Below are 14,249 nucleotides of genomic sequence, written 5' to 3' on the forward strand. Positions count from 1 at the left end.
TTGATTATTAATTGAATCTGAATGATAACAAATACAGGTATTTCTCGTAGTAAAATGAGGTATAATACAGATATTAGATATAAAAAATTACATCAACCGTATTGAAAAAGACAATATAGAAAAGAGTTGGTGTAACACAAATCGAATTTAAAAGACAAGTAAGTAAAGAAATTAAGAGGAGCAGTGGGTAGTAAGAATAAATTAAAACGATTTAACGAAAACAAAACCTTTCATAATGTAGTAGAACCTACTAGAGAGGATGTAATCAATAATACATTAGGATATAAAGGAAAATGGAATGATAATTTTTTCAAAAACCAAAATCCAATCGTTCTAGAGTTAGGTTGCGGTAAAGGAGAGTATACCGTGGGGCTTGCAGAAAAATATCCTGATAAAAATTTTATTGGTATTGATATTAAAGGAGCACGTTTTTGGCGAGGAGCGAAAACCGCAATAGAAAATGGGATGTCTAACGTAGGGTTTATAAGAACTCAAATAGAATTAATCGATCATATTTTTGAAGAACAAGAGATTGATGAAATATGGATTACCTTCCCAGATCCACAAATCAAATATAAACGTACAAAACATCGATTAACCAATCATGATTTTTTACAACGTTATAAAAAAATTCTAAAACCAAATGGCATTGTACACCTTAAAACAGATAGCGAATTTATGCATGGATACACATTAGGACTACTGCATGGTAAAGGACATAATGTACTCTATTCTAATCATAATGTATATCATAATGAAGGATCTCCAGAGGTTGTAACTGAGATTCAAACTTTTTATGAAAAACAATATTTACAACAAAATAAACCTATAACTTACATCCAGTTTAGGATCACGTAATTACCTCAGTAATTTTGGAAACTGCCAAACTATTTTTAGTTACATTTTTTGCATCACTAGTTGGAGTAATTCCTCCTGGACTGGTAAATATGACTGTAGCCAGAACTTGCCTGGAGAGAGGTAAAAATAACGGAATCTTAGTTGCAATTGGCGCATCAATAGTTGTAATATTTCAGGCATTGATAGCTATTCTTTTGGCTAAGTATATTTTCTTCAATCCGTATGTTAAAAATATATTACTTCGTACAGGAGCAGTCATCTTTTTTTTCATGGCCATCTATTTTTTTGCAAAAGCAAAACAAAAAAGCACAAAAATAAAAGTATATCGAAATAATGACACCAGAAGTTTTTTTAAAGGTGTTATGATGTCTGCAATTAATGTATTACCCATACCCTATTTCTGCGCTATTGCAGCGGGAATGAGTGTTAGTGGAAAAATAGAATACGATACTCTGCGAATTACTGCCTTTATTATAGCAGCTGGAGCAGGAACCTTTGTAACGCTCTATTTTTATGTGTTTTCTTTCCTCAAAATCGAAAAGAAAACTGCATCTATCGCCAAATATTCTAATTATTTTATGGGAATATTAATGTTGATTCTAGTAGTGATAACCTTAGCAAGAATTATATATACATGGGAGTAAAGAAAAATGATATAGATACCGGATCAGAATCTGACACAAATTTTTTTGAAAGAGTATATGAAGTTGCCAAACTTATTCCATACGGTAGAGTCACTTCTTATGGAGCTATTGCAAAATGTTTGGGTGCCGCACGTAGTGCCCGGATGGTAGGATGGGCTATGAATGCCTGTGGAGGTCGTGAAGATATCCCTGCCCATCGTGTTGTAAATAGAAAAGGAATTCTTACAGGAAAACATCATTTTCAAGGTACTAATCTAATGCAACAGTTACTAGAAAATGAAGGTGTTGAAGTTGTAGATAACCAAATCATAGATTTTGAAAAATTGTTTTGGGATCCTATGAAAGAGTTGTAATCCTTCTAATCTCCTAATTTTTGAAAAATTTACAAATATTAGGATATAATCAATAGCGATACTACTATAAATCATTTCAATTTATAGGCTTTATAATCTTAACTTTTCGACCTATCTTTGTGCTTAGGATCAATCTGAATTGATCAAATTAGTTAGAAAAAGAAATAATACTCATGAAGTTAGAGAAATCGGATATCTTAAAAGCATTAGAGACTATCACTGTGGCTGGCGAAGGTAAGAACATGGTAGAAAGTGGTGCTGTAAAAAATGTAATTACTTTTGGTGACGAGGTCATTGTAGATTTAGTTTTAACCACCCCGGCCTTGCATATTCGTAAACGTGCAGAAGTAGATGTAATGAAAGTTATTCATGAGAAAGTATATGAAAAAGCAAAAGTAAAAGTTAATCTTAAAGTTGAAGCTCCTGCAGCTCAACCTCAAAACAACGAGATTAAAGGAAAATCTATCCCAGGAATTACTAATATTATTGCGGTAGCTTCTGGTAAAGGAGGTGTAGGTAAATCTACTGTAACCTCTAATATTGCAGTAACTTTGGCTAAAATGGGATTTAAAGTTGGGGTATTGGATGCAGATATTTATGGCCCTTCTGTTCCTATAATGTTTGATGTAGAACGAGAACGACCTCTTTCTGTAAAAGAGGATGGAAAATCCAAAATGAAGCCCATAGAAAATTATGGCGTTAAGATCTTATCTATTGGGTTTTTTACACAACCAAATCAGGCAGTGGTCTGGAGAGGACCAATGGCGGCAAAAGCACTAAATCAAATGATTTTTGATGCGGCATGGGGTGAGCTTGATTTTATGTTAATCGATTTACCACCGGGTACTGGAGATATACATCTTTCTATTATGCAATCGCTGCCCATAACTGGAGCTGTGGTAGTTAGTACTCCTCAAAACGTAGCATTAGCAGATGCCAGAAAAGGAGTAGCTATGTTTCAACAAGACAGTATTAATGTACCTGTCCTAGGAATTATAGAAAATATGGCATATTTTACACCAGAAGAGCTTCCTAACAATAAATATTATATCTTTGGTAAAGAAGGAGCTAAATACCTTGCAGAGGATCTCGATGTTCCATTTTTGGGAGAGATTCCATTAGTGCAAAGTATACGTGAAGCTGGAGATGCAGGTAGACCTGCAGCATTACAGACAGCAACACCAATAGAAAAGGCCTTTGAAGAATTGACAAAAAATGTGGTTCAGGAAGTAGTAAACAGAAATGATAATCTACCTCCAACCGAAGCAATTAAAATAACAACAATGGCAGGCTGTTCTGCTGTAAAAAAATAGAAAATGACTTCTGAAGAATTAAAAATTAATGTAGAAAAGGCCCTAGATGAAATAAGGCCGTTTTTGGAAAGTGATGGAGGAAACATTTCTTTAATTTCTATTGAAGATGGTAAGATCGTTAAGGTTCAATTAGAAGGCGCATGTGTAGGGTGTAGCGTAAATCAAATGACTCTTAAATCTGGAGTAGAAATGACAATTAAAAAATATGCTCCTCAAATCGAATCGGTACTTAATATAGAATAAGTATATTACTTAATAATACAAAAACCCTATACTTAAGGAGTAAACTCCTTAAGTATAGGGTTTTTTTAGTCCAAAAAATGGGTGTAAAACAGGTATTCTTAAAATGATTAAATGATAAACCATCCAACTCCCTAAAAATGTGCCCAAAATTAATACCGAGAACTTAGATAAAAATCCCCAATCGAGATTCATTACATAATACCCTATTGCAATCATAATTGTTTGATGTAGAATATAAAATGGATACACTGCACGGTTACAGTATGCTAATTTTTTACTCTTCCTATTTAAGAATTTTGCTCCATACCCAAATAGTACCAAAATCCAGGACCACAAATTAATTACTTTAACTAATGCTTCAGAGAAATGTACAAATGTGCTATCTTCTAATCGTAACCATATCCATATTTGCGTACTAAATGTAATAACCCCTATGGTTAATGCTTTAGATTTTATTCGATCTATACTATTCCAGAATTCTTTTCCAGATGCGATGAGAACAAATCCAAAGAAAAATAAAATGAGGCTATTGATAAAATTGAACCAATCATCGATCAAGGCGTGAGTGACAGGAAAAAAAGGTTCTAAAAATGCTTCAGTTAAATATAATGGTATAATAAAAAGATATAGTCCATACTTTTTTTGCACATTTTTCCTGACCCAAATAATTAGTTTGGTCGGATTTTTTTTGATCCAGATAAATACTGGTGAAAGCACTAATGAAAATATTAAAAGATAAGGTAAAAACCAGAGGTGATGCCAACTAAAATTTCCTTCTGGATATATCCCTGTATATGCTATAGTAGTAAAATATTCTACTAGTGAACCAGAAAACTGATGGTTTGCCATACGTTCAAAATATACCTGTGGAGGAACAATAAACAACATTCCAAAAAGTAATGGAATTGCCAACCTTTTAATACGTTCTAAATTGAATTGCCATAAATTTCGGGAAGAAAGCGCATAATAAGTTCCCATACCCGATATTACAAATAAAATAGGTAAACGCCACTGATTTAAAAAAAGCATAGGCCAGCGAAGCCAATCATAAATTATATTGTTTTTAATATGAAACCCCCAGGGCACAAAAAACATTCCTACATGATAAAAAATCAATAACCCAAATACAATAACTCGCAACCAGTCGAGGTCATATCGACGAATTTGTTTCTCCATAATACTTATAAAATTTGTTTTACCAAAAGTGAAGTATTTTGCTCATAACCAGTCCTTAAAAAAAGGGTATTGCGTCTAGAATTATAATTTTAGACACTTTTTACTGGTGTTTAGTCTTAAGAAACAGATTTTTGAAATTTCACAAATGCTTTTGGAGACATTTCTACATGTTTTTTAAAAGCGTTATAGAATGTGGCTTTTGATTTAAAACCAACAGAATTACCAATAGCTTCAATGGTGAGATGATCATAATTTTTATCTAATAACCTTTTTTTCGATTCTTCAATTCGATATTGATTTATAAAATCATTAAAATTCAGATTGGTATTTGCATTTATAATTTGAGAAATATAATTAGAATTAGACCCTAAGCTTTTTGCCAAATCTTTTAATGAAGCTGTAGGCAACAAATAATATGCCTCGTCTTTGATATACGATTTTATTTCTTTTATAGAATTTTGATCATTCTTAATTTTTGAAGTCTCATACTTGTCAGCTATCCACGAATTTTCAAAGAATCTCGATTCTGAAAGCAACACAAAAGTTGTAATTAAAATAAGTGAGGTAAGAAAGATAAAAATATAATGATCACCTGCATCATCCTCAAAATTTAGAAATACTAAAAACACAAGGATAAATGTTGCCAAAAATCCAATAATCGTATTTCTAGAAAAATCATATTTATTAACTTTTATACTATTTGCATTTTTAGTTTTACTAGCATAAAAATGTCTTACTATAAGCCGTATAGATAGTATGATATAAATGATAAAACTGGATAAGACGAGCCATCTAAATTCATCTTTTATCCATAGGTAAGAATAATGGGTATCATCCGGAACAGGGATTCTTTGTATTTCTGAAAAATATGCTCCCAAATATGCATTAATCTTTACAGAAACAGGCTGTATATAATATGTTATCTGAGACAAAAAATATACTGCAGATGGCAAAACATGAATCCAATACTTCTTAAAAGTAATTGAATTTCGTTCGAGAAGCGCATAAATAAACAAATATATCGATGGTCCCAAAAGCAATACCAGTGGCTCGGTACTGTCATTTACATGAGGTACATACTTTAACAGCCCGGTATAACACAAAAAAACATCAATTGCGATAATAGATTGCAGCAATAAAGACCACCCATATATTCTAAAAGCAGTATTTTTTGACGTTCTAAAAAGAATTACCAAACTTAGTAGTATTCCTAAAAACACACCTAAAAACATAAAATATGATACTGGATTATGACGTATCGGGATTTTATCAATTATGTATTGAATACTTTCCATCAAATAAGATCATCTATTCTGTAATAAACTCAGTAAGTTTTTGAGGCCCTTCTAGGGGGACTCTAATGATTTTTAATGTCCCGTCTTCGGTAGTCGAAATTTGCCACTTCATTAAGGTGATACTACCATTTTCGATTTCTATTCCTGTAATAGATCTGGGGTGAACACAACTCCCATCATTAAATAGAGCTAGTTCTCCCGCTTCTGGAAATCGAGGTCTGTGAGTATGACCAATAATAGTTAACAAATTCTTGTTATTGGCAATCCATTTTTTGATTCTACGTTCTATTCGTATAGTTTCTTTGTAGTTTTTTGCAGGACTGGTTGGGTCTGCAATTCCTACTACCTGAAGAGGTTTCCATAAAACCCGTACAAGAAATCTATTTATTCTCCAGCCTATATAATTCATAAAATCTGCCTGGTGGCCATGAATCAGGAAAACTTCCTGCTCTGTATTCTTATGTTTCAATACAATAGCTTCATGGTATTTTATATCAGGAAACAAAGGAACTTCTTTATCTGTATCTGTTTTTTGATCAAAATAAGAACTAAGATGTTTTTTTACATATTTGGGATCTCGATACACCATATCATGATTACCCCAAATCAAATTCAATCTATAGTCTTCGTGAAATAATTGTAATAACTCGTATATATCTTTATGTGCTCTAAATATGGTTTCGAAACTTAAATTCTCCCAAAGTTCATCTCCATCACCTAATTCACAATAGGTAAATCCTTCGGTATAATAATGTTTTAAAGCATGGAAATAAATATTGCGATTATTAGCAAACTCATCTGCAAAACTATTATCTCCCCGGTGACAATCACTAAAAAAGATAAACTTAGATGTATCATCAAACGGAATTACTTTGGCATTTTTATAAGCACGATCCAAACGGGATTGAGAAGACATACACTACGTTTTTAGTAAATATACAATACTATATATTTTATTTGTGCTCGACTACCTAAAAAACATATAGTATTTTAATATTGGTTTGTATTTGATTTTTATTTTAGTTGTCGTGAATACATAGAGTTCTTTACGTATATCTTCAAGCATTTAGGCCCAGGATACCTGATTTATGTCATTTTTATTAGCAAATACTACTCCTATCTTTGAGTAACCTTGAAGCAGATTATTTATGACACGATCACTTCGCATAGTAGAAAGGACCAAAGCTTTTTTTACAGAGATAGGCGATTTGTCATATTTCTCAGGTCGTTTTTTTAAAGAAGTATTTACCAGGCCATTCGAGTTTCAGGAACTATTACGACAGTGCTATAATATGGGTAATCGTTCTTTACTTTTAGTTGGAGTAACCGGGTTTATTTTAGGGCTGGTTTTTACACTTCAGTCTCGACCTACTTTAATGGAATTTGGTGCAGAATCCTGGATGCCTTCTATGGTAGGGATTTCTATTGTAAGAGAAATCGGACCTGTAATTACCGCTCTTATTTGCGCAGGACGCATTGGTTCTGGAATCGGCGCCGAACTTGGATCTATGCGAGTAACAGAGCAAATTGATGCGATGGAGGTATCAGGAACAAACCCTTTTAAGTACCTTGTTGTTACTCGTATTACAGCAACAACCTTGATGCTTCCTATATTAATTATTTTTGGAGATGCAATTGCTTTATTTGGTTCTGCCATTGTCGAAAATTTAAAAGGAGCTGTCTCTTATCAATTATATTTTAATCAAGTATTTGATGCGATAAAGTATAGTGATATCATTCCTGCTACAGTAAAATCATTCTTTTTTGGATATGCCATAGGGTTGGTAGGATGTTACAAAGGATATTACTGCAAAAAAGGAACCGCAGGTGTTGGTGAGGCGTCAAACTCGGCCGTAGTATATACTTCAATGTTATTGTTTGTGATTGATTTCGTAGCAGTATTTCTGGCAGATATATTTTTTGAAATTTAATGAAACCTAAAAAAAACATAACCTCTGTTCTTGAGATCAAAGATCTAAGAAAAAACTTTGGCGATAATCACGTGCTCAACGGATTTAGTCTGCAATTATTTGAAGGAGAAAACCTGGTGGTCATGGGTAAATCGGGTTCTGGTAAATCGGTAATGATCAAATGTCTCGTAGGGTTAATGCAAGCAGATAGTGGTAGTATACGAATAAAAGGGCAGGACATTACTATTTTGGGGCAGATAGAACTGGATCTGCTTCGCACCGAAATTGGTTTTTTGTTTCAGGGTAGTGCTCTATATGATTCTATGACTGTTCGTGAGAATCTAGAGTTTCCTTTACGCAGGCATAAAGATAAATTAAATATGACCGGGCATACCGAAGCATTAGTTATAGAAGCACTAGAAAATGTAGGTTTAGCACATGCAATAGATTTAATGCCATCAGAACTCTCAGGAGGGATGCAACGCAGAGTAGCACTAGCGAGAGCCTTGATTCTAAAACCTAAAATTATTCTTTATGATGAACCTACAACTGGATTAGACCCAATAACTTCTAAAGAAATTATCGAGTTAATGCGTAGTATTCAAAAAAAATACGGAACCTCATCATTAATCATTACACATGATGTGGATTGTGCCAGAGTAATTTCTAACAGAATTATTTTGCTCGTAGACGGAATTAATTATGCAGAGGGAACATATCAGGAATTATCCCAATCAAATAATCCCCAGGTAAAAGCCTTTTTTAAGCATTAGAGGATAGATAAAACTAAAGTGAAACGTTATGAAAAAAACAGCATCCCAAAAGTTGAAACTTGGTGTCTTTGTCGTGATCGGCACAGCATTGCTTATCGCTGCACTATACTCTATCGGAAATCGGCAAAATCTCTTTGGTAGCAATATTAGAATCATGACTCAGTTTACGAATGTCAATGGTCTCGAATTAGGAAATAATGTTCGGTATTCTGGAATTAATGTAGGAACAGTAAGTAAAATTAAGATGATAGACGATACTCAAATTATAGTCGAAATGCTTATTCGAGAAAATATAGGAAAACATATTAAAAAAGATGCCGTAGCAACTATAGGATCAGATGGTTTGGTCGGTAATATGATCGTAAACATTATTCCCAGAGAAAGTAAAAAACTTCCTGTGATTTCGGGGGATACCATACAATCTTACAGTAAAATAGGAACAGATGATATGCTCACCACTCTTAATGTAACTAATGAAAATGCCGCCTTACTTACAGCAGATTTACTAAAAATAACAACAAAAATCATTGAAGGTAATGGGACTATAGGATTATTGATCAATGATTCTATAATGGCAAAAGACCTGAAACAAACTATTTTTCAATTAAAAAATACAAGTACGGGAGCATCACAAGCTATTACCGAACTTAAAGACATCATCTCTTTGGTTAAACAGGGCCAAAGCGTAGCAGGCGTTTTGTTGCAGGATAGCCTATCTGGTCAGAAAATGAAAACCATAGTGAATAACCTAGAGCAATCCAGTGTTGATATCAGTCAGATAACTACAAATCTAGATATAGTATTAAAAGATATAAAAGAAGGAAAAGGAGCACTGCATTATCTAACCGCAGACCCAACTCTGGTTAAAAATATTGATTCTACCATGAATAGTATTAAAGAAGGAACATATCGTTTTAACGAGAATATGGAAGCTCTAAAACATAATTTTTTATTTAGAGGGTACTTTAAAAAACTAGAAAAAGAAAAGAAAAAGGAAGAATCTTCTAATAAAAATAACCATGAAAATTGAACATCTTGAAGAACGAGTTAATGAGTATAGAAATTCTATAAAAACAGTTGTAGATAAAAGAATGCTTTGGAAGAATAAAACCAAAGATATTCTTCTTAAAACCTTACAGGGAATTGTACAACACTATGATATTGGATGGAAAGTTCAGGAATTAAGCTGGATTCATAATAACGAAGCTATAAATATTACTTTTGATTCTTTTCCGCAAGAACTAATAGATTGTACAAACCTAATACCTGCATATCAATTTTTACCTGGAGGAGCCTTGATTTTTTCGCAATCCTACAATGGTGACATTTATGTTTTTATGTTATTCCCCGAGATCGAAAATAAACCTCAAGAAAATAACATGATAGAATTAGGGGTGTATACTCCAGAATCGATAACTCAAAAATTTATTGCTGAGAAAGTAGATGAATTTCTAAAAGAGATTATTAAATGGGAAGTCCCTTCTCTAAAGAATAAAGTAGGGTATTGATACAATTCTGGATAGTTTGTTTCGATATGTGTTCCTAGCTCATTAATTTGTAATCAAGAATAGTAGCTTTAAAATACTTCTGCTTCCCTTTTTTAAGATCCCAGATTGCAGTCATCGTACTCGGAATCAACAATCCATTATAATCTTTATATTCTCCTACTTCTCCAATAAAATCTTCGAGTTCTGTATCTCTATATCTTTTGGTTTTAAAATGATCTATCATCCCGTTTTGGTTAAATATAAAAAAGCCTTCAAGAGCATGATTCTCGTTTACGACAGTAGCCTTTATCGTTCTATAATCTATGGCTTCCCAGGAAATATCAGAGTTTAAAAAACCTATCGGAAACCAGATAAGTTCTCCCAAATACCGTCCTAATGAACTTTGATCTACTTTTTGACCTGTAAACAGAACTATATTTTTTAATCCCAATACACTCACTTTTACTTCACCTTTACCATTAGTATATTTATCTCTGATTAGCATTGGTAATGCTTTTGCTTTCCATATAAATCCAAAATTGTTCGAAGACATGTATTGCGTAGCAGAAAATGGTAACCACTTTTTTTCTGGACTCGTTCTGATCTCTCCTTTTTGCATAAAAATAGCATTGCAATATTTTGGTTTCCCTACAATGTTGACTTTACTAAGGTAGTTTTTCATCAGATCAGGAAAATCATCCAAGTCTTTCTCAGTGATTTTTGCATCTATTTCTCTACTTGTATTGAACAATAGTACTCTTTCTTGTTTTACAGAAACATTAAACGATACTATCCCTACTATAGATATCACAATTAATAGTATTAGTATACTTCCGATTATAACCAATATCATTTTTAAAATTGTTTTTTTATTAAAAAAATATTCAACCTATAATTCTACCATCGCCCATTTCTATAATTCGATCGGTTTTATTTGCAAAATCTATATCATGGGTAACAACCAGAAGTGACAACCCTTCTTCATCACTTAATTGCTTAAAAACATTGAACACATTTTCAGAATTATAACTATCCAGGTTTCCTGTGGGTTCGTCCCCCATAATGATAGCAGGATCATTTATTAGTGCCCTCGCAATGGCAACTCGTTGTTTTTCTCCACCAGAGATGCGTGAAGCTCTTTTTTTGGCAAGATGATCAATTTTAAGGATACGAAGCTTATTCATCGCATCATGCTCAATTTCTTCTATAGATTTTTCGGCTAGTTTTTTGGCAGGAAGCATTACATTTTCTAATACCGAAAATTCGGATAACAGATAATGAAACTGAAATACAAAACCTATATGTTTGTTTCGTATATAAGAGAGCTTCTCTCTTTCTTGTCCTGTGACAAGCTCATTATTAAGGTATAAACCCCCTTCATAATCTGTATCCATAGTTGATAAGATATACAACAAAGTAGATTTACCACACCCAGATTTTCCCATAATAGAGGCAAATTCTCCTTGGCTTACCTTAAAAGAAATATCTTTTAATACATGAAAAAGTACTGGTTTTCTAAAATACTTGTTGATATTTTTGGCTTCGAGAACTGTTTTCATAGTATAATTATTGCCCCCTAATAATACGCACGGGGTCTATTTTTTTTGCTTTCTGAGAAGGTAAATACCCTGCCAAAAAAGTTGAAATCATAGCGAAGGTTATGCCAATGCCATAAAACCAGAGATTATGATTAATAGGATAAGTAGTAATCGTTGGCAGTGCCTCTGTTTCAAAAGGTAACTGATCGATAAGATGAGATAGACCAAATCCAATTAACAATCCTAAAACTCCGCCAACAACACCAATGATTATAGCTTGACTCATAAAAATCAACTGCACATCTTTTCCCGAAAAACCAGTTGCCTTTAGAATAGCAATATCATTCATTTTTTCATAAATAAGCATATTTAGAATATTGTAAATACCAAACCCGGCCACAATCAATAACGTTATAGAAACAGCATAGGTAATTAGATTCCTAATTGTGGTTCCTGTTTCAAATTGTGCATTAGCAGTATTAATATCAATCGCTTTGAGCTTAAACTGTTGCTCTACTTTTTCTGCTAATGTAATGGCTTGTTCAATATGGTGAAGTTTTACATTGATATCTGTGATATAATTTTCTGCTTCTCCCAAAATACGCTGTACAGTTTTAATAGTAGCAAAACTCTGAATGTTATCAATATCGGCAATCCCACTTTGATATATTCCTACAATTTTTAATGGAAAGACATCTCCTTTTATGGTACTGATCTGCACTCTATCGCCAATAGTAAGAGACATTTTTTTTGCGACACCCGCACCTAATAAAATCCCATTATCATTATGCTGCAATGCCTGGGGAGTTCCTTTAACAATATAATCTTTGAAATTAAAAAACTCTACTTCTTTCATAATATCAACACCGGTTAGATTACCTCCCAATTCAATAGATCCTGAGATATAAAATATTTGTGATTTAATCTGTGGTATTGCTCCCCTAACCTTAGGATCTTTATTAAGGTAATTAATAATAGGAAGTGCATTGTGAATTCTTTTCTGACTTTGTTTTGGTTTAATCGAATGCACTACATTAAATGTATTTTGAAGTTCACCATATAAGTCTACAGGTTGTTTTTTTGAAGGTTCAATCTCATTAAAAATATGAATATGTGGTGTCTGATTAAGAATTAAATCATCTAGCATCTTATTCAGCCCAGTCATAAAACAAACCAAAGTAATATATGCACCAATACCAAAAGTCACACCCAAAGCTGCTGTTGCAGTTTGTTTGATTTTGGTCACCAGATGTGTTCTGGCAATGTTTAATATGACTTTCCAATTGGTCATTATTCGGGTTTATAAATCCAGGTATCTTTGGTAATTCCTGATAAGATTTCTACAGTATCCATACTCTGAAGCCCAATAACAATTTCTACTGTTCCTTTTTCAGTTTTCACCTTAGTACCATCAATCAGATATTCTTTTGGTATTGTTAGCACTTCTTTTTTCTGAGCTATGATAATATTTGCCTCTCCAGATAACCCAGGGTATAATACCTCTGGACTTTTATCAAAAAGAGCTTCAACCATAAAGGTCTGATTACGCCCATCTTTTTTAGGGTATATTTTACTCACTTTTGCAGTAAATACCTCTCCATTATATGCATCCAGAGTTATTATAGCTTTCTGGTTTTTTTTAATTTTCACAATATCCACTTCATCAACGAGCATCTCGACAACAAAAACAGTAGCACTACCCACTGCTGCTATGGGTTCTATAGTATTTATAATCTCTCCAAGATTCTTATATAGACCATATACCTTACCATTAATCTTGCTACTAATAGTAAAATCTTTGGTGGTTATTACCGACGTTTTATAATTGTTTTTTGCTTGTTGTAACCGGGTCTTGAGTTCTTCTCGGGTTCTATCGTACTTGTTTTTTAACAGGCTCAAAGAATTTGTAGAAAGTTCATAGGCAAGTTTTTTAGTATCATACTCTATTTTAGAACCTATCTGTTGACTCCACAGGTTTTTCTGACGACAATAATTTATAGAATCATTAGTCATTTTAAGAGTTGCCGATTTAATTTCTTCTTCTATACTACTTAGAATTGCGGCATTACCATTATAGTTTTTTTGAGCAAGTTCAAACGACAACTTAGCATTTTCTGTATTTAACTTAGGGTTACTGTTTATAATCTGAAGTAATGGAGTTCCTTTTTTAACCTCATCTCCTTCTTCTACAAGGTTTTTATCCAAAATACCATGTACCGAAGCATACACTTGATACAAGCTATCTGGCTGGATCGTAACCGATGAGTATACCAATTCTGTAATGCCTGTTACCGCAGGAAGAATTTTTTCTTCTTTATCTGCACAGGATATAAGAACAGTAGTAAAAAACATCCATAATACATGTTTAGACATATATACATATTTTTATCTAATTTCGTTGAAAAGACTGGTTTTCGGAATGATATTTGTCATATTTAAAAAAGATGATAGTCTTTATTTTAGCATAGAGATTAGATCAAAACACCAGCTCTAATGAAGCTCAGAAACTATGTGAATTTTATACTAATACAGAGTAGTATAGATCTAACAATTAAGAACCATAAAATATAAAAAAATGCAAATCAATATTCAATTTGTGCAAATGCCAACTAGTGAAACTATGGAAGGTTATGTACATGAAAAACTAAATAAATTATTC

16 protein-coding genes are annotated in these 14,249 nt (G+C 32.9%); 9 read left to right on the plus strand and 7 right to left on the minus strand.

Going from position 1 to position 14,249, the window contains the following annotated elements:
* Positions 1-183 precede the first annotated feature (183 nt).
* From trmB to NNH57_RS14950, 5 genes are all read left to right on the plus strand, one after another.
* Positions 184-858 carry a tRNA (guanosine(46)-N7)-methyltransferase TrmB gene (gene trmB / locus NNH57_RS14930; protein ID WP_074407046.1) on the plus strand — a complete coding sequence of 225 codons (675 nt, stop codon included), beginning with the start codon at positions 184-186 and terminating at the stop codon, positions 856-858.
* Between the two features lie 14 nt (positions 859-872).
* Entirely contained in the window at positions 873-1,502 is a 630-nt protein-coding gene (locus NNH57_RS14935; protein WP_074407045.1) for a LysE family translocator, read from the plus strand.
* Entirely contained in the window at positions 1,493-1,855 is a 363-nt protein-coding gene (locus NNH57_RS14940) for an MGMT family protein (protein WP_074407044.1), read from the plus strand. Before NNH57_RS14935 ends, NNH57_RS14940 begins: the two co-directional genes overlap by 10 nt.
* Before the next feature lie 173 nt (positions 1,856-2,028).
* A complete protein-coding gene (locus NNH57_RS14945; RefSeq protein WP_074407043.1) occupies positions 2,029-3,168 on the plus strand; it encodes an Mrp/NBP35 family ATP-binding protein in 1,140 nt (379 codons plus the stop codon).
* Between the two features lie 3 nt (positions 3,169-3,171).
* Entirely contained in the window at positions 3,172-3,411 is a 240-nt protein-coding gene (locus NNH57_RS14950; protein WP_074407042.1) for a NifU family protein, read from the plus strand.
* Between the two features lie 48 nt (positions 3,412-3,459).
* On the opposite strand, the gene NNH57_RS14955 is transcribed toward NNH57_RS14950, so the two are convergent.
* From NNH57_RS14955 to NNH57_RS14965, 3 genes are all read right to left on the minus strand, one after another.
* Complete coding sequence (locus NNH57_RS14955) at positions 3,460-4,587, minus strand: acyltransferase family protein (RefSeq protein ID WP_199915452.1); 1,128 nt, start codon at positions 4,585-4,587, stop codon at positions 3,460-3,462.
* 116 nt (positions 4,588-4,703) lie between these two features.
* Positions 4,704-5,882: a helix-turn-helix domain-containing protein gene (locus NNH57_RS14960; protein WP_074407041.1), complete on the minus strand. Its 1,179-nt coding sequence runs from the start codon at positions 5,880-5,882 to the stop codon at positions 4,704-4,706.
* 13 nt (positions 5,883-5,895) lie between these two features.
* Positions 5,896-6,798, minus strand: coding sequence for a metallophosphoesterase family protein (locus NNH57_RS14965; protein WP_108809171.1), 903 nt, complete (start codon positions 6,796-6,798; stop codon positions 5,896-5,898).
* 232 nt (positions 6,799-7,030) lie between these two features.
* Between NNH57_RS14965 and NNH57_RS14970 the strand changes: the two genes are divergently transcribed.
* Genes NNH57_RS14970 through NNH57_RS14985 form a run of 4 tightly spaced genes read left to right on the plus strand, consistent with a single transcriptional unit; the run spans position 7,031 to position 10,073 of the window.
* The gene (locus NNH57_RS14970; protein ID WP_074407039.1) at positions 7,031-7,813 is read left to right on the plus strand and encodes an MlaE family ABC transporter permease; all 783 of its coding nucleotides are present in this window, start codon (positions 7,031-7,033) and stop codon (positions 7,811-7,813) included.
* Entirely contained in the window at positions 7,813-8,565 is a 753-nt protein-coding gene (locus NNH57_RS14975) for an ABC transporter ATP-binding protein (RefSeq protein ID WP_074407038.1), read from the plus strand. The genes NNH57_RS14970 and NNH57_RS14975 overlap by 1 nt, the downstream gene beginning before the upstream one ends.
* 28 nt (positions 8,566-8,593) lie before the next feature.
* Positions 8,594-9,595: an MlaD family protein gene (locus tag NNH57_RS14980; protein ID WP_108809172.1), complete on the plus strand. Its 1,002-nt coding sequence runs from the start codon at positions 8,594-8,596 to the stop codon at positions 9,593-9,595.
* Positions 9,585-10,073, plus strand: a complete 489-nt coding sequence (locus NNH57_RS14985; RefSeq protein WP_074407036.1) for a hypothetical protein — start codon at positions 9,585-9,587, stop codon at positions 10,071-10,073. The genes NNH57_RS14980 and NNH57_RS14985 overlap by 11 nt, the downstream gene beginning before the upstream one ends.
* Positions 10,074-10,107: 34 nt before the next feature.
* Here NNH57_RS14985 and NNH57_RS14990 read toward each other — a convergent pair whose 3' ends face one another.
* The 4 genes from NNH57_RS14990 to NNH57_RS15005 are packed head-to-tail and all read right to left on the minus strand — an operon-like array spanning position 10,108 to position 13,963.
* Entirely contained in the window at positions 10,108-10,905 is a 798-nt protein-coding gene (locus NNH57_RS14990; RefSeq protein WP_108809173.1) for a DUF6544 family protein, read from the minus strand.
* A 31-nt stretch (positions 10,906-10,936) separates the two neighbouring features.
* The gene (locus tag NNH57_RS14995) at positions 10,937-11,611 is read right to left on the minus strand and encodes an ABC transporter ATP-binding protein (RefSeq protein WP_074407034.1); all 675 of its coding nucleotides are present in this window, start codon (positions 11,609-11,611) and stop codon (positions 10,937-10,939) included.
* A gap of 7 nt (positions 11,612-11,618) precedes the next feature.
* Positions 11,619-12,881, minus strand: a complete 1,263-nt coding sequence (locus NNH57_RS15000) for an ABC transporter permease (RefSeq protein ID WP_074407033.1) — start codon at positions 12,879-12,881, stop codon at positions 11,619-11,621.
* Positions 12,881-13,963, minus strand: coding sequence for an efflux RND transporter periplasmic adaptor subunit (locus NNH57_RS15005; protein ID WP_108809174.1), 1,083 nt, complete (start codon positions 13,961-13,963; stop codon positions 12,881-12,883). The genes NNH57_RS15000 and NNH57_RS15005 overlap by 1 nt, the downstream gene beginning before the upstream one ends.
* Positions 13,964-14,249 lie beyond the last annotated feature (286 nt).

The sequence above is a fragment of the Aquimarina spinulae genome (genome assembly GCF_943373825.1).
Taxonomy (GTDB): Bacteria; Bacteroidota; Bacteroidia; order Flavobacteriales; family Flavobacteriaceae; genus Aquimarina; species Aquimarina spinulae.

What these genes read in the sequence shown, in the direction of transcription:
- NNH57_RS14940 (WP_074407044.1), top strand. Translation starts at nt 1,493, where the DNA reads ATGGGAGTAAAGAAAAATGATATAGATACCGGATCAGAATCTGACACA.
- NNH57_RS14945 (WP_074407043.1), top strand. Translation starts at nt 2,029, where the DNA reads ATGAAGTTAGAGAAATCGGATATCTTAAAAGCATTAGAGACTATCACT.
- NNH57_RS14950 (WP_074407042.1), top strand. Translation starts at nt 3,172, where the DNA reads ATGACTTCTGAAGAATTAAAAATTAATGTAGAAAAGGCCCTAGATGAA.
- NNH57_RS14955 (WP_199915452.1), bottom strand. Translation starts at nt 4,587, where the DNA reads ATGGAGAAACAAATTCGTCGATATGACCTCGACTGGTTGCGAGTTATT.
- NNH57_RS14960 (WP_074407041.1), bottom strand. Translation starts at nt 5,882, where the DNA reads ATGGAAAGTATTCAATACATAATTGATAAAATCCCGATACGTCATAAT.
- NNH57_RS14965 (WP_108809171.1), bottom strand. Translation starts at nt 6,798, where the DNA reads ATGTCTTCTCAATCCCGTTTGGATCGTGCTTATAAAAATGCCAAAGTA.
- NNH57_RS14970 (WP_074407039.1), top strand. Translation starts at nt 7,031, where the DNA reads ATGACACGATCACTTCGCATAGTAGAAAGGACCAAAGCTTTTTTTACA.
- NNH57_RS14975 (WP_074407038.1), top strand. Translation starts at nt 7,813, where the DNA reads ATGAAACCTAAAAAAAACATAACCTCTGTTCTTGAGATCAAAGATCTA.
- NNH57_RS14980 (WP_108809172.1), top strand. Translation starts at nt 8,594, where the DNA reads ATGAAAAAAACAGCATCCCAAAAGTTGAAACTTGGTGTCTTTGTCGTG.
- NNH57_RS14985 (WP_074407036.1), top strand. Translation starts at nt 9,585, where the DNA reads ATGAAAATTGAACATCTTGAAGAACGAGTTAATGAGTATAGAAATTCT.
- NNH57_RS14990 (WP_108809173.1), bottom strand. Translation starts at nt 10,905, where the DNA reads ATGATATTGGTTATAATCGGAAGTATACTAATACTATTAATTGTGATA.
- NNH57_RS14995 (WP_074407034.1), bottom strand. Translation starts at nt 11,611, where the DNA reads ATGAAAACAGTTCTCGAAGCCAAAAATATCAACAAGTATTTTAGAAAA.
- NNH57_RS15000 (WP_074407033.1), bottom strand. Translation starts at nt 12,881, where the DNA reads ATGACCAATTGGAAAGTCATATTAAACATTGCCAGAACACATCTGGTG.
- NNH57_RS15005 (WP_108809174.1), bottom strand. Translation starts at nt 13,963, where the DNA reads ATGTCTAAACATGTATTATGGATGTTTTTTACTACTGTTCTTATATCC.